This is a genomic window from Bacillus sp. MSP13, from assembly GCF_000815295.1.
In the GTDB taxonomy this organism is placed as follows: Bacteria; Bacillota; Bacilli; order Bacillales; family Bacillaceae; genus Bacillus; species Bacillus vallismortis.
The window spans coordinates 252,467-271,789 of the sequence record NZ_JXAQ01000011.1 but is presented as its reverse complement, the minus strand read 5'-3'; the positions used below and the strand labels follow the sequence as shown (position 1 = coordinate 271,789).

Annotated in this window: 20 protein-coding genes, 1 other RNA gene and 2 pseudogenes; 7 read left to right on the top strand and 16 right to left on the bottom strand. The window is 42.8% G+C overall.

What is annotated here, in order from left to right:
• Positions 1 to 44: 44 nt before the first annotated feature.
• The 3 genes and pseudogenes from SC79_RS13560 to SC79_RS13550 form a co-directional block, all read right to left on the bottom strand.
• The gene (locus SC79_RS13560; protein ID WP_039075500.1) at positions 45 to 701 is read right to left on the bottom strand and encodes a GntR family transcriptional regulator; all 657 of its coding nucleotides are present in this window, start codon (positions 699 to 701) and stop codon (positions 45 to 47) included.
• Positions 702 to 708: 7 nt separating this feature from the next.
• Positions 709 to 1,656 (bottom strand): EamA family transporter, encoded by a 948-nt coding sequence (locus SC79_RS13555; protein ID WP_039075499.1) that lies wholly within the window; start codon positions 1,654 to 1,656, stop codon positions 709 to 711.
• A 91-nt stretch (positions 1,657 to 1,747) separates the two neighbouring features.
• Positions 1,748 to 1,975 (bottom strand): annotated as a pseudogene (locus tag SC79_RS13550) (SDR family NAD(P)-dependent oxidoreductase); the annotation flags it as partial.
• Positions 1,976 to 2,223: 248 nt separating this feature from the next.
• On the opposite strand from SC79_RS13550, the gene SC79_RS13545 reads away from it, so the two are divergent.
• Together SC79_RS13545 and SC79_RS13540 are read left to right on the top strand one after the other, a co-directional pair.
• Positions 2,224 to 4,104, top strand: a complete 1,881-nt coding sequence (locus tag SC79_RS13545) for a ribonuclease YeeF family protein (RefSeq protein WP_039075497.1) — start codon at positions 2,224 to 2,226, stop codon at positions 4,102 to 4,104.
• A 4-nt stretch (positions 4,105 to 4,108) separates the two neighbouring features.
• Positions 4,109 to 4,408 carry a contact-dependent growth inhibition system immunity protein gene (locus SC79_RS13540; RefSeq protein WP_039075496.1) on the top strand — a complete coding sequence of 100 codons (300 nt, stop codon included), beginning with the start codon at positions 4,109 to 4,111 and terminating at the stop codon, positions 4,406 to 4,408.
• Between the two features lie 38 nt (positions 4,409 to 4,446).
• Here SC79_RS13540 and SC79_RS13535 read toward each other — a convergent pair.
• The 6 genes and pseudogenes from SC79_RS13535 to secG all read right to left on the bottom strand — a co-directional run.
• Positions 4,447 to 5,160, bottom strand: a pseudogene (locus SC79_RS13535) (peptidoglycan-binding protein); the annotation flags it as partial.
• A 191-nt stretch (positions 5,161 to 5,351) separates the two neighbouring features.
• Positions 5,352 to 5,714, bottom strand: a transfer-messenger RNA (tmRNA) gene (gene ssrA, locus SC79_RS20645).
• Positions 5,715 to 5,891: 177 nt separating this feature from the next.
• Positions 5,892 to 6,362 (bottom strand): SsrA-binding protein, encoded by a 471-nt coding sequence (gene smpB / locus SC79_RS13530; protein ID WP_003220025.1) that lies wholly within the window; start codon positions 6,360 to 6,362, stop codon positions 5,892 to 5,894.
• Between the two features lie 144 nt (positions 6,363 to 6,506).
• Positions 6,507 to 8,846 carry a ribonuclease R gene (gene rnr, locus SC79_RS13525; RefSeq protein WP_039075495.1) on the bottom strand — a complete coding sequence of 780 codons (2,340 nt, stop codon included), beginning with the start codon at positions 8,844 to 8,846 and terminating at the stop codon, positions 6,507 to 6,509.
• An 18-nt stretch (positions 8,847 to 8,864) separates the two neighbouring features.
• Complete coding sequence (locus SC79_RS13520; RefSeq protein ID WP_039075494.1) at positions 8,865 to 9,605, bottom strand: alpha/beta hydrolase; 741 nt, start codon at positions 9,603 to 9,605, stop codon at positions 8,865 to 8,867.
• Between the two features lie 129 nt (positions 9,606 to 9,734).
• The gene (gene secG, locus SC79_RS13515; protein ID WP_003220028.1) at positions 9,735 to 9,965 is read right to left on the bottom strand and encodes a preprotein translocase subunit SecG; all 231 of its coding nucleotides are present in this window, start codon (positions 9,963 to 9,965) and stop codon (positions 9,735 to 9,737) included.
• A gap of 150 nt (positions 9,966 to 10,115) precedes the next feature.
• Between secG and SC79_RS13510 the strand changes: the two genes are divergently transcribed.
• On the top strand, positions 10,116 to 10,886 hold the full coding sequence (locus SC79_RS13510; protein WP_039075493.1) for an alpha/beta fold hydrolase: 771 nt from the start codon (positions 10,116 to 10,118) through the stop codon (positions 10,884 to 10,886).
• A gap of 38 nt (positions 10,887 to 10,924) precedes the next feature.
• Here the strand turns inward: SC79_RS13510 and SC79_RS13505 are convergent, their stop codons facing one another.
• Complete coding sequence (locus SC79_RS13505) at positions 10,925 to 11,158, bottom strand: helix-turn-helix domain-containing protein (RefSeq protein WP_003220031.1); 234 nt, start codon at positions 11,156 to 11,158, stop codon at positions 10,925 to 10,927.
• Positions 11,159 to 11,309: 151 nt separating this feature from the next.
• On the opposite strand from SC79_RS13505, the gene rghR reads away from it, so the two are divergent.
• The 4 genes from rghR to SC79_RS13485 all read left to right on the top strand — a co-directional run bounded on the left by rghR (position 11,310) and on the right by SC79_RS13485 (position 14,411).
• Positions 11,310 to 11,714, top strand: a complete 405-nt coding sequence (gene rghR, locus SC79_RS13500; protein ID WP_010328616.1) for a transcriptional repressor RghR — start codon at positions 11,310 to 11,312, stop codon at positions 11,712 to 11,714.
• 26 nt (positions 11,715 to 11,740) lie between these two features.
• Entirely contained in the window at positions 11,741 to 12,160 is a 420-nt protein-coding gene (locus SC79_RS13495) for a helix-turn-helix domain-containing protein (RefSeq protein WP_039075492.1), read from the top strand.
• A 93-nt stretch (positions 12,161 to 12,253) separates the two neighbouring features.
• A complete protein-coding gene (catR, locus tag SC79_RS13490) occupies positions 12,254 to 12,577 on the top strand; it encodes a catDE operon transcriptional regulator CatR (RefSeq protein ID WP_010328618.1) in 324 nt (107 codons plus the stop codon).
• Positions 12,578 to 12,704: 127 nt separating this feature from the next.
• Complete coding sequence (locus tag SC79_RS13485; RefSeq protein ID WP_039075491.1) at positions 12,705 to 14,411, top strand: methyl-accepting chemotaxis protein; 1,707 nt, start codon at positions 12,705 to 12,707, stop codon at positions 14,409 to 14,411.
• Between the two features lie 17 nt (positions 14,412 to 14,428).
• Here SC79_RS13485 and SC79_RS13480 read toward each other — a convergent pair whose 3' ends face one another.
• The 6 genes from SC79_RS13480 to SC79_RS13455 are packed head-to-tail and all read right to left on the bottom strand — an operon-like array spanning position 14,429 to position 19,242.
• Positions 14,429 to 15,820, bottom strand: a complete 1,392-nt coding sequence (locus SC79_RS13480; RefSeq protein WP_039075490.1) for a HAMP domain-containing histidine kinase — start codon at positions 15,818 to 15,820, stop codon at positions 14,429 to 14,431.
• On the bottom strand, positions 15,811 to 16,473 hold the full coding sequence (locus SC79_RS13475) for a response regulator transcription factor (RefSeq protein ID WP_039075489.1): 663 nt from the start codon (positions 16,471 to 16,473) through the stop codon (positions 15,811 to 15,813). The genes SC79_RS13480 and SC79_RS13475 overlap by 10 nt, the downstream gene beginning before the upstream one ends.
• Positions 16,474 to 16,490: 17 nt before the next feature.
• A complete protein-coding gene (locus SC79_RS13470) occupies positions 16,491 to 17,261 on the bottom strand; it encodes a lantibiotic immunity ABC transporter MutG family permease subunit (protein WP_039075488.1) in 771 nt (256 codons plus the stop codon).
• 1 nt (position 17,262) lies between these two features.
• Positions 17,263 to 18,018 carry a lantibiotic immunity ABC transporter MutE/EpiE family permease subunit gene (locus SC79_RS13465; RefSeq protein ID WP_039075487.1) on the bottom strand — a complete coding sequence of 252 codons (756 nt, stop codon included), beginning with the start codon at positions 18,016 to 18,018 and terminating at the stop codon, positions 17,263 to 17,265.
• A complete protein-coding gene (locus tag SC79_RS13460) occupies positions 18,015 to 18,731 on the bottom strand; it encodes a lantibiotic protection ABC transporter ATP-binding protein (protein WP_039075486.1) in 717 nt (238 codons plus the stop codon). The genes SC79_RS13465 and SC79_RS13460 overlap by 4 nt, the downstream gene beginning before the upstream one ends.
• A gap of 1 nt (position 18,732) precedes the next feature.
• Positions 18,733 to 19,242 (bottom strand): NisI/SpaI family lantibiotic immunity lipoprotein, encoded by a 510-nt coding sequence (locus tag SC79_RS13455; RefSeq protein ID WP_180298685.1) that lies wholly within the window; start codon positions 19,240 to 19,242, stop codon positions 18,733 to 18,735.
• Positions 19,243 to 19,323: the final 81 nt, after the last annotated feature.

Genomic DNA, 19,323 nt, shown 5'->3' with positions numbered 1-19,323 from the left:
CAAAAAACGCAAAAAAAGCAGAGACCGTACTGTCTCTGCCTGCTTTACCTCAATTTATCCGAAATATCCTGAATCGGCTTGATCCAGTTGCTGTATGTCAGCTCCGATGCTTTTTTCCGATCCTTCTCTTTACATACCTGAATAATTTGTTCATGTTCTTCAATCGAATTTTGCGGTGATTTAAAAAAAAGATATTCGAGCCGAAGAATATGCATATGAAGAACGGATGTGAAATTGCGGATATATTCATTATCGGCCGTATCAATCATGACATCATGAAACGCTTTATCAAACCCAAGCACTTCATAGATTTCATTTCGGTCAATCGCCATCTTCATTTGCTGATTGATCGCAGCCATATCTTCCAAATGGGATGGCTGGATGTTTTCCATTGCCAGCTCGACAGCGGTGGACTGGAGAGCCGCCATTGGCGGATACACCTTAAATACATCGTTTTTTTCAATTTGTGAGATTCTTGTTTCTCTTCCCGGTGACATTTCAACAAAGCCTTGTACAGCCAATAATTGCAGAGCTTCTCTAACCGGCGTTCTGCTGACGCCAAGCGCTTTCGCTAACTCGTCATCGTTGATTTTTTCTCCGGGAGCAAGAATGCCTTCCACGATCCATTTTTGAATTTGTTCCAATGCAATCGTTTTAGCAGTTTGTCTGACAGGCTTCGAGATATTTGACGGGATTGGCATAAGAGCATCACCTCTGAATATTGGTTTGTTTTTTTACCGCCGCTGTTTTGCCGGCGCTCTTCTTTTGCGATAAAACAAAAATCATCACCAAAATACACGCCGCCCCTAGCGCTTGATATAATCCGAAGGGCACGCCGAGCCACAGAATGGAGGATGCCACTGCAGCAACCGGCTCAGTGCACCCAAGCATGCTCGCTTCTTGCGGGAATAAGTATTTCAAGCTTGTCAAATACATATAAAAACCCAATAGCGTTCCGAAGATCACAATAAAACCGACTAATAAGCTCGCAGACACTGTCCATCCCTGCATATCAACGTCCCATGGTGGATGGATGAAGCTCATGCCAATGCCTCCGATCAGCATTCCCCAGCCAACCACGAGAGCAGAACCCCACTTTTTCAAAAGAGAGCTGGAGTACAGCGTATAAAAGGCCAAAGCCGCGGCAGAAAGCAATCCCCATATCACAGATAAAGACGAGACGGTTAATTGATTGACACTGCCGTTGGTCAGCAGTAAAAAAGTGCCTCCCAAAGCCAGCACAAGCGCGAACATATCCGCTATCTGAAAGGAGTTCTTCCGGGTCACAAGCAAAAACAGCATAATCAAAACAGGCGCTAAATACTGTAACAGCGTAGCCACAGCAGCATTTCCGGTTCCGATCGAAGCTAAAAATGTATACTGAACGCCCAGCATGCCAGCAATCCCGAAAACGATCAGCTGGATAGCCGATTTCTGATCCTTCCATATCCCCCACACAGCACGTCTGTTTTTGCCGGCACATATCATCATCAACAGAAGCACACCTGATAAAAGCAAACGCACGGTGACAAGCCACTCCACCGACACATCACTTGTTTCAAACAAATGCTGGGCAGCCGTCCCCGATAAACCCCAAAATGCTGCTCCGACTATGACCATAAAAAAACCGTATATCCGTTGTTTTTGAGTCGCCAATGCGCACCCTCCTGATAGATAATATGCAATATATTACATATTATATCGTTTCACTTTTCTGAATACAAAGGTTTTCACAAAAAAATTCTCCTCAGGAAGAGGTGTAGACACTGCGGACCAAACCGCCGTCCGCCCGAAGCTCGCCATTGATCGCGGAGGAAAGCGGGCTGCTTAAAAGTGTAACGAAGTGGGCGATTTCCTCCGGACGGATCAGTCTTTGAATGATGGATGTCGGCCGATGTTCTTTCATAAAACGCGCCTCAGCTTCTTGAACAGTCAGGTTTTCACCGGGATACAGCGAATTCAGCATCGTTTCCAACAGAATGGGTTTATTTTATTTTAATTTCGCTTCAAGTTTTGCTTTTGTAGCTGGCCCGTAAATACCGTTAGACTTAAATTAGTTAGAAGCGTTTCACTGCGTCATCGGTTCTCAAACAAATAAGTTAAATAGGAAAATTGACACAGATCAAATGATTCATTTCACACTTTTGAATCACATCGCTGTCTATTTCTTCATTTTTCCATGGTAATATCTTGTTGGGGCTATTGAAACGAAAGGATATGAACATGAAAGTATTTGAAGCCAAAACACTGTATTCAGAAGCAGATAGACGTGCAAAGGAATACAAAGAGTTAAGAAGCCAGATGGTCAATCTACAGAAAGCCTTCAAAACTGTAGCTGATTTAGATGACAGCGAGTTTTCCGGCAAAGGCGCCAACAACATTAAAGCATTTTATCAAGACCACGCAGGTGTAGCTGACAATTGGATTGACTTACTTGATATGAGAATTGCTTTCTTGACAAGCATTTCAGGCACTCTAGAGGACGCCAGCTTATCTGATGCATATATAGAAGAATCCTTCTTAGCACACGAGCTGGCTAACGCCTACACAAAATCAAAATCGATTATGTCTGAACAAAAGAAAGCGATGAAAGACATCTTACATGATATCGACGATATCCTTCCGCTTGATTTGTTCTCAACGGAAAACTTCAAAGACGATCTCGCCGATGCGGAGAACCATCGCAAAAAAACAGTCAATAAACTAGACAGCGTGGACGAAGCACTTGTTTCTGAATATGCCCAGTCAGAGCCTAACGAGCAATTCATCAAGAAGGACTTCCAAAAGCTTGAGGAATCCACAGGCAAAGGCAAAAATGCTTCCCCTATCCAGTACAATGCCAAAGCGTATCGAGAAAGTGACATACATAAGAAAAAAGGCGATATCTCGAAACAGACTGAAGCCTATTTGAAGATCAAGAAAGATGAAGCGAAAGAACGAGAAATCAAAGAGCTGAAAAAGAAGCTAGCTGACGGAGTGACGGATCCGGATGAATACTTAGACATTGCCAAGAAGGTCGGATATGAGAACCTTACCCCTGAACAGCTCCAGTACGCAGTGCAGCTGGAACAAGCAAAACAGCTGAAGGACGTCGGTGAAAGTGTAATCAATGCCGGTAAGACAGTAATTGATTTCGTCGATGGGGTTAATGATGGAATTAACGATGCGATTGACGATACGATATATGGCGTCAAAGACTTGGTTGTGGGCGCATGGGACTATTCGCAGCTCCCTACCGAACTAAAACTCGCAAAAACAATTACAACCGTATTGAGCGTACCTTCTTATTCAAAAATCATCTGGACAAACCTTGCCGACTCATGGAATGATAAAATGATAAATGGCAATGCATACGAAAAAGGGCATTATATCAGTTATGTGGCAGGAAATATCGTTGGCACAAAAGGTGCGGGTTCCGCAGTGCAAACCACGAGCAAACTTTCTAAAGTAGGCAAAGTGGTTGAAGGTGGATCAGCCGCTGCTCATGTCAATAAAGGGATAAACAAAGGCAAATCTTATTTCAATTCTTTCGTTAAAAATAAGAATGATCTTGCACTTGTGGGGATTGCACAAGACGTCGAGAATACGTATAACGCAAAAAATACGCCTCTATTAAAAAGTATGATTGAAGATAAAAAAGAGAGTGTTCTGAGAAGATCTGAACGTTCTAACAACATGGGTATAGGTAATGTCAAACAAGGTGATAGTACCCCTCTCGCACCTGGTGGAGGGTTAGCTGCTCATGAAGCAAAAGGCGGGCATCTTATTGAAAGACACGTTGGGAAGACCGACGAAGAACTAATTCAAAGACTTGATAAGAGCAAAATGAGTAACAAGAAGATATCCGGTTCATCATCATTTAAAGATAGAGCAACTGCAGAAAGAGTTGCTAATAGCGCTCTCACTAATAATAAAGTAAAAATAGAAAAATGGTTAAATAGTGATGTGAAAAAGCCTTTAGTACTCTCTTATAAAGGGAATGAAGTTTTAGGAAGAGGAATACCAAAGGGAGAAGATACAATTACTGATTTAACTAATGCTAAAATTATATTGAAAAAGAACAAAGATGGTAGCTTTATATTAACTGGCTACCCAACGAGGTGATACCATGATAGATACAAACATTTCCGAACCTGTATTTCAATTTCTAGGAGGTATTTTTCATCAAGATATAGAAACTCCAGAATCAGCACTGGACGAATACTTAGAAGAGATTCCAAAAGAAGAGCAAGAAACTGATATAGCAGCATTAAAAGATTTTATTAACAGTGATTATTCGGATGAAGAAAAGAATGATTTTATCGATGAAGCTGCTGATGGAGTGGACATTCGTAGTTACGGAGTATCTCCATTAGTATGGCTCGAACAAGTTATTCAAAAAATAGAAAAGAATATTAAAACTTTATAATCCATAAAAGGCCCCTTGAATTTTCAAGGGACCTTTTATTACTTCAATTTTTCTTCAATTTTCGCTTTAGTAGCTGGTCCATAAATGCCGTCAGCAGTCAGGCCACTTACTGACTGGAACCGTTTGACCGCGTTTGCTGTTTTCGGACCATATACCCCGTCGATACCGTTATTCTTTGCTCCTTTATCTGGATAGAAATAAAGAGCCGCCAGAGCGTTTTGAACCTGTCTGACTTTCGTTCCTTTCGTCATCGGACTTGTCACTTTAATAACTCCGGAAGGCAGTGCATATGACGTTTTTTCACTGCTTGGTTTAGTGCTTGAAGCGCTTGAACCTGTGAGCTTTAATACTTGGCCGACCTTTATCAAGTTCGGATTCTTGATACCGTTCAACCTTTGCAGGGTTGCCATACTTACGCCTGTTTTCTGTGCAATGACAGAAAGAGCATCACCTTTCTTCACGGTGTACGTCGCCCCGTTAGCCTTTGTTTTCGTTTTCGTAGGAGAAGGTGCTTTTTTACCACCAAGGCGTTCTAATTCTGCAGCAATGGCGGCCTTCACTTGTGCCCATCTTCCCTCTGACAAAATACGGTGCGGGCAATACTTGCCGTTCCAGTCTTGATCCTTTCGTACACGATCAATCCCCCAGCCGCGTTCTTTAAATAGCTGCGCCACAAACTTGATAAACAGCTTTTCTGCCGCCTTATATTTAGTGCCTCCCGATTTGCTGTAACAGATTTCAACCCCGGGACTGTAGTGCCGAAACCGGAGCTAGAGCAATGAAAAGACAAAAAAAGCGCTAAAAAGACAGCACCGGTTACATCAGATTATAGGGTTTTGGTTCTTTTTAGCATAGCGACCAGTACAATTGACTGACTCAACGAAAAAACCGCAGTGCCCTCGAAAGCTTTAAAAGCCTTGATAGCACTGCGGTTTCAAAGTATGTATGGAGACGGTGGGAGTCGAACCCACGTCCAGAAACATCGATTACTTAAGCGTCTACGAGCGTAGCCTGCATATTTGTAGTTTCACTCATCTTCTTGCCTGCGGGCGGGCCTTCCGAGAGCTAGTCTGTTCATCTCTTCTTACGTTCTCAGACGGGAACGCAAGCGTAGCCTACTTGGATGTGCTCTTCACAGACACATAGGCAATGTCAGGAAGAGCTCGCTGCGCTTATTAGGCAGCTAATGCTACGTTTTGGTTAAAACTGTTAGTTTTGCCAGTTATATTTAGATGCGTGTTTACGAGATCGCCTCTCGGCTCGCAGCTCAAGCTCGATCCATCCCTGTCGAATCCGTAACGTCCCCTTGTGATAAGGGAAATACGGGAGAAAATATCAAGCTCTCACTCAAACTGGCTATAGTCTTATTATAACATGATCACGGCGCTTTTCAATTGTCAAATCCTTGAAAAAAAGCAGCGTTGCGATCTGATCGTGAACACAGTATAGCACAGGCCTGATTTTTGAATCAAGCACTATGCCTTTAGAAGCCTTTTTGACTATCTCTGAACGCTCTTTCGATTTCCCGCTTCGCGTCCTTGCGCTTCAGGTCTTCCCGTTTGTCATAGTTCTTCTTCCCTTTTCCAAGGCCGAGAAGCACTTTGGCAAAGCCGTTTTTCAAATACAGCTTCAACGGAACGAGAGAATAGCCTTTTTCCTTTGTTAGACCGATCAGCTTGTTAATCTCCTTGCGATGCATTAACAGCTTTCTCGTCCGAAGCGGATCATGGTTGTAGCGGTTTCCCTGTTCGTACGGGCTGACGTGCATATTGTGGAGAAACACTTCTCCCCGTTCGATTTTGGCAAAGGAATCCTTAAGGTTTACGCGGCCGGCGCGAATCGATTTAATTTCGGTTCCTTGCAGAACGATGCCTGTTTCATAAGTTTCTTCTATAAAATAATCGTGATTGGCTTTCTTATTTTGAGATAATACTTTTCCTGACCCTTTTGGCATGCCAGAACCTCCTCTCTCTAAGGAAAAACTGTCCACCTTTTGCGATACGCTCTATTTTACCAAATGTCACGTACCTCTACAATGAAAAGCTGTTTCCGAAAGAAAGCAAATAGAGCGCCGCGGCCCTATTTGCTGGTTGAGCTGTTATTTCTTCTTTTTCCGTTTCTGTTTCGGCGCGTTTTGAAAACCGCGTTTTTTCTTTTTCGGCTTCGGCTTCGTGAACCATTCCCCTTTTTCCTCAGATGGAGCTGGAGAAACAGGCGAATTGGTGCTTTGGACGCGTTTTCTGGCAGGCTTTCCGCGTTTTCTGCCCCGGCTGCTGTCCAGTTCCTTAGGACGACGCGGAGAGCCTTTCATGCCGACGATTTCAAAATCAATATTGCGCTCGTCTTTATTGACATCGACCACCTTGACCGTGATTTCATCTCCAATGCGGAAGACGTTGCCTGTCCGCTCGCCGATCATTGCAAAATGCTGCTCGTCAAAGCGGTAGTAGTCATCGGTCATAAAGCTGACGTGGACGAGCCCTTCGATTGTATTCGGCAGCTCGACGAACATTCCGAAGTTTGTCACGGAACTGATCATGCCGTCAAACTCTTCACCGATTTTATCAAGCATGTATTCCGCTTTTTTCAGATCATCCGTTTCACGCTCGGCGTCAACTGCCCGGCGCTCCATTGATGATGTATGTTCGGCGATATCCGGCAGGCGTTCAGCCCACTTTTCCTGTGTCGCTTCATCGACTTTGCCGTTGATTAAATACGTTCGGATCAGACGGTGAACGATTAAGTCTGGATAACGGCGGATCGGCGATGTGAAGTGCGTATAGAATTCCGTTGACAGACCGAAGTGCCCTAAGCTTTGCGGGTCGTATTTCGCCTGTTTCATCGAACGGAGCATGACAGTGGATATCACTGTTTCTTCAGGTTTGTCACGCACAGCGTCCAGAACGCTTTGCAGCGCGCGCGGATGAATATCTCCCGCGGTTCCTTTCACCACATAGCCAAATGTCGTGACGAATTCTAAAAACTTTTGCAGTTTTTCGGCATTCGGCTCTTCGTGAATCCGATATATAAACGGTACGTTCATCCAATGGAAATGCTCCGCTACTGTTTCGTTCGCCACGAGCATAAATTCTTCAATCAGCTTCTCGGCGACTGAGCGTTCTCTGATGACAACGTCTTTCACCGCTCCTTCTTCATCAACAAGCACCTTTGCTTCTTTAAAATCAAAATCAACGGCGCCGCGGTTCATCCGCTTATCACGCAGAATTTGAGCCAGGCGCTCCATGTCTTTGAACATGGAAACAAGCGGCTCGTATTTTTGTTTCAGCTCTTCATCATCGTCAACAAGAATTTGATTCACATCTGAATACGTCATTCTTTCTGTTGTTTTGATGACACTTTGGAAGATCTCGTGCTCCGTGACCTGCCCTTGGCTGTTAATGGTCATTTCACAAGATAGGGTCAAGCGGTCAACCTTTGGATTTAAGGAACAGATTCCGTTTGACAGTCTATGCGGAATCATTGGGATGACACGGTCAACCAAATACACACTCGTCCCTCTTTCAAGCGCTTCTTTGTCAATCGGGGAGTTTTCGGTTACGTAATGGCTGACATCGGCAATGTGCACGCCAAGCTTATAGCTTCCGTCATCAAGCTTTGTCACTGTAACTGCATCATCCAAATCCTTCGCGTCCGCCCCGTCAATGGTGACAATCACCTGGTCACGAAGATCGCGGCGGTCTTTCAGGTCTTTTTCGTCAATGGTGTCAGGCGTACTTGATGCCTGTTCCATGGCATCTGCAGGAAATTCTCCCGGCAGGCCGTGCTTATGAATCACCGATAAAATATCGATGCCCGGGTCATTTTTGTGGCCGAGAATGGTTTCAATCTCGCCCTCTGCGTTCATGCGGCCTTCAGGATAGCTTGTCAGCTTGACAACAACCTTATGCCCTTCCGCCGCACCGTTTTTCCCATTTTTCGGGATAAAAATGTCACTCGTGATTTTTTTATCATCCGGAACAACAAAGCCGAAGTTTCTTGTTTCAGTATACGTACCGACAACCCGCTGAATCGCTCTTTCTAAAATGCGGATGACGGTCCCTTCCTGTCTGGAGCCGCTTGACTGTGAATTCAAGCGAACCATGACGATATCACCATTCATTGCCGTATTCAGCTCATTAGGCGGAATAAACACATCGCTTAACGACGTATCCTCTGGCAGCAAAAAGGCGAATCCCTTTGCATGTGCTGAGATCTTTCCTTTTATTAAATTCATCTTCTCCGGAATCCCGTAGCGGTCGCTTCTCGTTCGTACGATAAGCCCTTTGTCTTCCAAGGCGACTAACGCTTTGACGAGTTCTTTAAACTCCTCGGCTTCCGTAATATTTAACATCTCCTCTAGTTCCTGAACAGTCAGAGGCTTGTACGCCTCTTCCTTCATAAACGAGAGAAGCTTATCCATAAATGCTTCTTTTTCCATTATTCAACCTCCTGTTGATTACCAATCGAGCTTCTCTAAAAATTCATACACATCCTGATGGACGAGGTCTCGTTCTTTGTCTAGCGTAATGACATGGCCTGACTCCTCGTACCATTTCAGGTGTTTATCATCAGTTTCCACTTCGTTGTAAATGATATTGGCGCTTTCGGTATTAATCATGTGATCATGTCGAGCCTGAACCACAAATGTCGGTGAATAAATCATATCGACATTGTTCCGCACATCAGCAATTAAGTTTTGCAGTGCCTTGAGCGTATTCATCGGCGTTTTTTCGAATTCCTTCATTTCCTCTTCAATTTGCTCCGGGCTTTTCCCCTCGAATTTTTTGTAATTGCGAGCGTATGAAAGGACGCCCTGGTACATGACCTCTTCACTCTTAATATGCATTGGCGCGCACATTGGGACAATTCCCTTTATGGGTACAGTGTAACCCAATTTCAGCGAAAAAACCCCGCCAAGCGACAGTCCGCAGGCAGCAATGTTCTCATAACCTTCAGATGTTAAGTATTCATAGCCGTCCATGACGTTTTTCCACCAGTCTTCTGGCCCCGTATGTACTAATTCTTCAGGAGGGACGCCGTGTCCTTCATATTGAGGCGCATGGCACGTATAGCCCCGTTCATTTAAGTAACGCCCCAGCATTCTGACATCCGCCGTATTTCCTGTAAAGCCGTGCAGCAACAGCACCGCTTTATCTCCGCCTTTAAATGTAAATGGTTTTGGTGTCACAACTTTCATGCTCAGTCTTCCTTTCTATCTGCACGATCATTTTAGTTTTCCACAGTTTGCCCAGAAAAAAACGCTCTGAATATCACCAGAAACGTGAAAAAGGCCTGACTTCACATCAGACCTTATACAAACATTGCCCTATAGGATATAAGCAAGCGCAATCGTTAACACGAAAAACAAGACTGCCAGCACAACCGTGATGCGGTGCAAAATCAAATCAAGACCTCTTGCTTTTTGTTTCCCGAAGAGCTGCTCCGCTCCGCCTGAAATCGCACCAGATAATCCGGCACTTTTACTGGATTGAAGCAAAACGACAATAATAAGTGCAATGCTGACGATAACCAATAAGGTAATCAAAACCGCGTGCATCCCATACACCTCCAGACTCACTGGCCTACATTACTTCTATTTTACATGAAAAGGATTGGCATGTCACGCTGTATCAAACGCCAAAAGGCGGGATAAGACGTATAATCTTGGTTACCCTATGCATATGAAAAGGTCAAAAGGAGAAAAACAATGCCCCTTATCAGCATAGCCAGCAGAAAACACCTTTATTACGAGGAATATGGACAAGGAATTCCTATTATTTTTATTCACCCGCCGGGCATGGGACGTAAGGTTTTTTATTATCAGCGCCTTCTCTCCGAGCATTTCAGGGTGATTTTTCCCGATTTAAGCGGCCACGGCGACAGTGATCACGCGGATCAGCCAGCCTCCATCTCTTATTATGCGAACGAGATTGTGCAATTCATGGACGCTCTTCACATGGATAAGGCTGTATTATTCGGGTATTCCGCCGGCGGGTTAATCGCCCAGCATATCGGCTTTACCCACCCGGACAAAATATCTCATCTTGTTCTCTCCGGCGCTTACCCCGCTGTTCATCACGTAATCGGAGAGAAGATTCACAAGACGGGAATGTATTTGCTCGAGAAAAACGCCGGTTTGCTCATCAACATCCTTGCTGTCAGCCACACAAAAAACAAAGAAATTCGACATCTATTAACAGGCCATATGAAAAAAGCGGACCTTGTCCATTGGCATCAATATTATCAGGATTCGCTCCGTTACAACTGCATTGAACAGTTGCCTCAATTACACATGCCAATGCTGTTTATGTATGGCGGCCTGCGGGACTGGACCTTTCCTGCCTCAAGCTATTACCGCAAAGCTTGCAGCCATGCCGAATTTTTCAGGTTGGAATATCAGGGGCATCAACTGCCGACAAAACAATGGAAAACATGCAATGAACTGGTGACAGGCTTTGTGTTGACACATCATTCATAGGGATAGAAAACGCTTGGTCTCCTTGCGTTTCCTGCCATCTATTGACTTTTGTCAATGAAATCATAGTAAAAAAGATCCTCAAATTTCAAGTTAAAATAATGAAGCATTTTACCGATCACAAGCTGTCCCGGCCGCCTTTCTCCATTCAGCACGCGGCTCAGTGTGGCGGGTGAGACCCCGATTTCCAGCGCAAGCTGATTAAGGGAGTAATCGTTATTGACCATATACTGCAAGACATAATCACGTCTAATCTGTATCTTTTCTACTGGCACTTTCCTCACCTTCCATTCCTGGGAAACTTTTTTCTATACTTTTACATTACGGCTTATGTTAACTTTTGTCAATACATTTCCAGCCTACCTATTCCCTTTAGTCAATAAACATACTAAAATATGAGTAACAGTGAGGAACGGGGTGAGTTACATGGAAAGCTTTGGCGAACAATTGCGGTCATTGCGAGAAGAGAGAAAATTAACAGTCAACCAGCTGGCGACTTATTCAGGCGTAAGCGCGGCCGGCATCTCCAGAATCGAAAATGGCAAACGGGGCGTACCCAAACCCGCCACCATCAAAAAACTGGCGGAAGCCTTAAAAATTCCTTATGAAGGGCTTATGTATAAGGCTGGTTACATCGAAGAAGTGCATGAAGCCAGGGCTCCTTATGAAACGAAGTGCAAGCTGCTTGAAAAAGCGGAGGCCTATGGCTTGAAAAATCTAGCTCTTCTTGAAAAAGAAAAGTGGCAATATCTCAATAAAGAAGATTTGCTCATGCTCGATCATTATTTTTCGTTTATCTCAGACGAAGCCAAAAAACGTTCTGCTGACTAATCCTTGATAGAAATGAGGCGATCACCATGTCACCGTTCGGACAGCAATTGCGGGAGCTGCGCCGCGCCCGCAAACTGACAGTGAATCAGCTCGCGGTATACTCAGGCATCAGCTCGGCAACCATATCAAAAATTGAAAACGGCAAGCGGGGCACGCCAAAACCCGCCACTATCAAAAAACTGGCGGCCGTATTGAAAGTGCCCTACGAAAACCTGATGACGGCAGCAGGACATATTCGGGCCTTTCCAGAAGAAATCCGCGAAGCTTCGGAAAGCTATCAATCCGTTTATGGCATTTATCAGACGGCTGTCACTCGCGGAGTGAAGCACCTCCCGATTTTCAATAGCCAAAAATGGGGATATCTCTCCAAACAGGATATTGAACATCTCAGCAAATACTTCGATTTTTTAGCCTCGGAAGCAAAAAAACGAACCTCTTCTTCATAATCTCCTGTATCTCTCTTCGTGCATTTTATCAATCACGCTTGGATACCCTCGCTCGTCATTTGCGTTATAATAGTGACAGACGAGGTGAAAAGTATGAACCAATCAGAAATGTGTCCTAGATTTGAAAAAGCAGTCGACATCTTGAGTAAACGCTGGGTCGCTTTGATCGTATTTCAGCTCTTGAACGGATCGCAGCGATTTAGCGAAATTGAAGCAGCACTTCCAAATCTAAGCGGCAGAGTTCTGTCAGAACGGCTGAAAGAACTTGAGCTTGAAGGAGTGGTGAAGCGGGATGTCATCCCCGAAACTCCGGTTCGCATCGAATATTCATTGACCGATAAAGGAAAAGCGCTAGCCCCCATTTTGGGTGAGATTTCGAAATGGGCGACGGATTGGATTGACCCTTCCTTTCACTGATGAATAGTAAAAACGGATCATCTCGATATGAGATATCCGTTTTTTATTTTTATTTATTTCCAGATGAAAAATCAATTTATCTGCCGATATATAGTACATCACAGTACTTATAAAGGAGAACACGTATATGCGATTGACGATTTCCCGCAAATTTAGCCTGGTATTTTTGACACTGATCTTGATCAATTTACTGATAGGCGGAATAGGCGCTTTTAATATGCAGCATATCATTCAAAAGACAGATGAAATCAACACACGATGGATCGATGGAATTAAGCAAATTACATCCGTTAATTATTTGACGGAACACCTCTCTTCGAAAGAAAAAGACTTTCTCATTTATACAGAGAAAGAGAAAATGGATACGCTTGAAAAAGAGATGAGCCAAATCCTCAACGAGCTCAATCAAACGCTCGATAACTATGAAAAAACAATTTTCAGTAATAGCAGCAAAGAACGAAAGCTTTTCGAAGAACTCACAGCTGAAGTGGACGCATATGCTGCGATTCATGAGCAGATTGTAGAGAGCGGCCGCACCAATGATATGGATAAAGCAAGAGGGCTGCTGACGCAGACTGAAGCTGAATATGAGGATTTAAAAACAACAATCACCCAGCTTGTTGAACTGAATAAAGAAGGCAGCAACACAGCTGTGAAACAAGCCAAGGACGCTTATCATAAAGGACTCATTTATTCGGCTGTCCTTCTAACAGCTTCCATTGTTATCAGTGTTATGATTTGGTTATATATCAATCGCAGCATTGTGAAACCGATCATTCGCATGAAGGAATCCGCGAATGAAATTGCTGTAGGAAATCTGTCGAATGACATAGAGCCGCTCAACTCAAAAGACGAGCTGGGCGATCTGAACGAAGCACTGCAAAAAATGGTAGGCAATCTGAGAGATATCGTCGGGTACTCAAAGGAAATCTCAAGCCGGGTTCTTTCCTCTTCACAAGTACTGACAACAGCTACAAATGAAACGAGATCCGGCAGCAAACATATTACCGAAACGATGAACGAAATGGCAGAGGGCTCTGAACAGCAGGCCCAAGACGCCGTGACGATTGCCGAATCGATGAACGAGTTCACCGAAAACATTGACAAAGCCTATAATCACGGCATGACCATCAGCGATACGTCTCAAAATGTTCTCGGACTCGCGGTAAGCGGAAATGAAAATATGGCTACGTCATTGCAGCAAATGAAGACGATCCATCATATCGTTCAGGAAGCCGTTCATAAAGTGAAATCGCTGGAACAGCATTCCCAGGATATCAACAAGCTCGTTCAGGTCATCAATGGCATTGCCGAGCAAACGAATTTGCTGTCACTAAACGCCGCGATTGAAGCTGCCCGCGCGGGAGAAAGCGGCAAAGGCTTCGCCGTTGTGGCAGAGGAGGTCAGAAAGCTGGCTGACGGCGTTTCTGATTCCGTGCAGGATATTACCCGGATTGTAGGCGGCACACAGCAGGAAATCCACGCTGTCATCAAGTATTTAGAAAGCAGCTTTACAGAAGTCGAAAAAGGAACAGAAAACCTGACAGACACCGGACAGGCTATGCAGCAAATCAAGCATTCCGTCACCAACGTCGCAGAAAGCATTAAGGAAGTAACGAATGGCCTGAAGCAATTAACAAACCAATCGATTACCATCAATCAATCGATCGAAAATATCGCTTCTGTATCTGAAGAGTCGGCCGCCGGCATTGAAGAAACATTTTCAATTACCGAGCAATCCGCCCACTCTATGGACCAAGTGCTCCAGAATGCCGAAGAGCTTGAGCAGCTGGCGAAGGAGCTCAATGAGAAGATGGATCAGTTCACCATTTAAAAATAACCCACGTCCCGTTAGGGCGTGGGTTTATTCCTTATTAAGGGGATTTTGACTCGAACCTCTCCTCCACCCGCTTTCGTATTTCCAAGAGCAAGTTCTCCGCTGTGAAGGTTCACTGCATTTTTAGCAAACGTCAATCCCATTCCATAATGTCCTTTAGCATGGCGGCTCTTATCATCCATGTAAAAGAGTTCTGTTGCTTTTTTTAATGCTATTTCCGAAAATCCGCTTCCTGTATCTCTCACAAAAAAATAAAAAGACTCAGAATCGCATTTTGCATGCACTGAGACGGTTCCGCCTTCCGGTGTATAGTCAACTGCGTTTGTTAAGATATTCAATAATGCCCTATGTAACAATTGCCGGTCTATTTGCGCTTCTTTCAATAAATGTTCTTTTTTGAACGATATGTTTATTTTTTTATTTCCTTTATAGGCGGATATATCTTTCTGTAACGTTTCTGTCAGCTTCTCTACAGATGCTTTCTCAAAATGAATCGTTAAGGAATCCTCCGTTTTCGATAGGTGAATAAGCTGATACATATATTGTTCAATTTGATTTCCTGCTCCAAGGATATACTTTGTATACTCAGCTTGTTCTTCGTTTTGTTTTGACAAGCTGAGTAATTCGGCATTTCCCTTAATAATCGTAATTGGAATCTTGATGTCATGCGCCAAAGCGCCTATTTGTTCTTTTTTGTTTTTTTCTAAACGCCACTGTGCCTCAAGTGAGGACTGAAGTGCATCTCTCATTTCAATCAAAGAATCAATCACATCATCGAATTCCTTAATATGTGTAAATTCGGGAGTGAATTGTAAATTTTGCTCTTTTATATATCGGGTGATGACGTTCAATGTCTCAAAATGCTTTCTTAACCGATTCGCAAAGTAAGTTGTTATAATAGAAATCACTATAATGAGCAAGATAATCAAAATACAAATACTCGTTAATTCATAATTAGGAAGGTATTTTCTTAGTAAAGGCGAACCGAAATCGGCCCGTAATGAATACTGCAAAACACAATATTCATTACCTCTATCAATCACCATATATCCTTTTTGCTTATAATTGACATACGGTTTTTTTTCAATCTTTTTTTTGACCAGCTGCAGATCTTTTTCTTGAATAGTTCCAGCCGTTTTTTGTTTTGTTTCTTTGTCAAGGATGGCATATGACATTGTATCAGGAATCATATCGGCAGTTACTTTGTCGATGGTTTCCAGCTTCGGCGCAAGTTTTTCCGCTTCCCGTTCATTATAATTCGCTGGGTGTGAGAAACCTGTGTTCATCGCGATCGTATTCACAAAAATATATAGCAGTGCAAGCACGACCAAGCTCACACATAGGGTCACCATATACTTTACCAGTTCTCTAAGAAGCGTTTTCCGGCTCTTCACACCTATTCCCATTTGTACCCAACGCCCCATACTGTTTTGATGGGATCTGCATGATGCTCTTTACATTTTTTTCGAATCGTTCTGATAAATTCAGTAATGGTTGAATACAAGGCATTCCCCTCTAATCCATATATCTCCTCGTAAATTTGTTCTCTCGAAAATGTTCTCCCTTTATGTTGAGCTAAAAATTCACAGATTTTATATTCATTTTTTGTTAGGTTGAGTTTGTTGTTATTGATAAATACCTCTTTACTATCAAAATCAAATAAAAAACCGGAGATCACTCTCTTCGATTGGTGTTTATCTCTCTGTTCCCTTCTTAAGTGAGCATTCACTCGGGCACTAAGCTCTTTAACGCCGAACGGCTTTGTAATATAATCATCTCCGCCGGTAATAAGCCCTTTTACTATCGCTTCCTCTTCCGTTTTAGCCGTGAGGAATAAAATGGGACAATCAACCAAAGGCCGTATTTGTTCACATAACTCAAATCCATCAATATCCGGCATCATTACATCTAGCAAAATTAAATCATATCCTTGAAATAACTCGGGCGGCTGTCCATGAACATGATCTAAAATGTCAACTTGATGCTGGTCACGGCGCAGAATATTTTGTATCAGGACAAGAATATCTTTTTCATCATCGACAGCAAGGATTTTTGCCATTTCCCGGCCCCCTCATACTATTCAAATGTTTTTCTGCCTTCCCATTTACTAAACCAAATAAGACTGGCAATCATTGTACATATTATACCAAAAACCATGATCAATACACCTGAATGTATTTCATGCATTAACAAAGGGTGATTCCCTTGATTTACTTCTTTAAAGTGAAGTAATCCATGTAAATCTGACAATCTAATCCCCCAAGCCCACGGGTTATATTTCCATATCGCATCGCCTAGTCCAGTGTTCATTAGAGCTGTCATGAGCAGGCCCGCTCCTCCTATCAGGACAGAAGCTCCCATTCCAAACATACAGCTGATAAAAAAGTAAATACAATATAGGACTACACTGCCCGCAACTAGCCAGGCACCACCCATTATAAACATATCGTAAGACAAATCCGGCACGTTTAAAATAAACTTTAGCCCTATGAAATAGATCAATAGCGCTAAACCAATAGAGAAAACCTCCATGATAAGCAGCATGAACAATTTACTGACATAAGCAATCACTTTCGGAGCTGTGCTCCCTAGTAACACATGAAATTTCCCCGCCTGTTCTTCTAAGGTTGCAGTCATTCCGCACAGCACCCCGATGAGCAGCGGCAATGCTACTCCAATCGCTTCCATAAAAGACTTATACAAGTGAAATTGGCTTTGATCTCTCCCATAAAAATAGAGGATCAATACGCATGAACAAACGATAGGAATAATAAAATGCAACCACATAAAGGAGGTGTGCTTGGTTTTCTGGAAATCAGCTTGTAAACACCTCAAAAGCAATCTCACCTTACATCGCCCCCTGCTTTTTTGTTCTGTAATCGCTGGAAGGAGCAAATGAACGGCTAGTGAAAAATGCCAGTAGCAAAAATAACAGAATAGAAATCACTATAGCAGGAGGGACGACCAGCCAACTCAATAAAGGATCATTATTCTCAAGCAGCAGGCCATTAGGGTGAATACCAATAGTTGGAGCCATCATTCGAATTGGCCAGCTCCACGGTATGAACCACCAAAAGGAACGAGAGGCCGGCATAATGCCCAGAATGAATGTTCCTATCAGATTTAACATGACCGCTATTGTCAACCCCCACTTTTTTGCCACAAATAAACAGAGTGGTATCTGCCAAAGACTTGTTAACCAAAGCAACAAGCTTGCAGCGATTGTAGAAAGCGTAATAATGGCAAAATCAGCGATAACGAATCCCATGAGTAACATAAAAATCAAAAATACAATCTGAGATAATAGAGAATAAATGACAATAATGATAATTTTAGCATACCATACTTTCCCCAGATTTATAGGCAATGAATACGTCCCATTATAATCGGAGGCCTTTTTTTCTTTTTGATGAGATAAAGAACAAAATAAAGCAATCATTACCGGCATAAACAAAATAGACCACCAGTTATAAGTACCTGATACAAAAAACTGAACGTTCATTAAAAAAGAAAAACCTATATTAAGAAGAGGTACAAAGATAATCATTTTTCTAGAAAACGTCCTCTTAAACTTTAGGTTTTCGGCTTTTATATAATTTATCATCTTTTGACACCTTCTTTTTCACGGCTTGCCTTTACCACTTCCATAAATAAGTGCTCCAAATCATCCGCCTCGTTTATTTTCCCCTCATACCCGAGATGACCGCCGACGATAATGCCGATATGGTCTGCAATTTGCTCTACTTCTGAAAGAATGTGACTAGATAAAATGACCGTGATTCCCTCCTGAGGAAATGAGCGAATAAGGTCTCTAAGTTCCTGTATTCCTATTGGATCTAACCCGTTCGTAGGTTCATCAAGAATTAATAATGTAGGGTGATTTAATAGGGCGATTGCAATTCCAAGCCGCTGCCTCATTCCCATCGAAAACTGCCCTGCTCTTTTCTTCCCAGCATGCAGCATATCCACAGTCTTTAGCACACTGTGGATGCGATCTTCGGGAAGGCCGAGCAGCGTGGCATGTACTTTCACATTTTCAAATGCTGTTAAATTATCGTAAAGAGGCGGAGATTCTATTAACGATCCGATATTTTGCAGATCAGATCGTTTCCATTTATGTCCGTCAAAGAAAACCTCACCTGATGTTTTACGTAAAATTCCCGTTAAAATTTTTAGGGTTGTCGATTTTCCAGCTCCATTTGGTCCCAGAAGACCGTAAATGCTGTTTTTTTGAACAGTTAATGAAACATTTGAAACAGCTGTTTCTTTGCCAAACCTTTTTGTAAGACTTTTGGTTTCTAATAAGACTGTACTCATGTCACTCTCTCCCTTGTTCCGTTTCATTCTTTATGAAGACCGCTCGATAATACTCACGATTAAACTCAACAATGATTTCCTCGTTGACATCAGTTCCCTCGTTTGTACTGTAAACCTTCCCATAGCGTAAAGGTTTTTTCTCTCTGATTTCATCCGGGTCATGAGAGATATACGGTTCTTTTAGTTCTTCTTCCGACCATCTCTTTCCATCACCATCTACAAAGAAAGTTTGGCCTATAGCCCCAATGACTTTTCCTTTTTTGTCTTCATCAACTTTATCTTTCAGCTGATAAAGTTTATCGTCATAGACCACTTGATCGAGTTTTCCCTTATCAATCAAGCTCTCCATTGTTTCAGATGTCTCGTTTTCGTTGTCATCAGTAAAATGCATTGTTTTTTTCGTTTCTTCAACAACCTTATCTTTAAACTTTGTGAATGATTGACACGCTGATAACGTACATAAAACAATGAAACAACCTAACAGGTTTACACATCTTTTCAAAAACAACATACACCACCTCAATCTTATGAAATTTCCCAATCGCTGTTAATTACCGACTTTATTGAGCCATATGAAGATGCTTTTTTACCG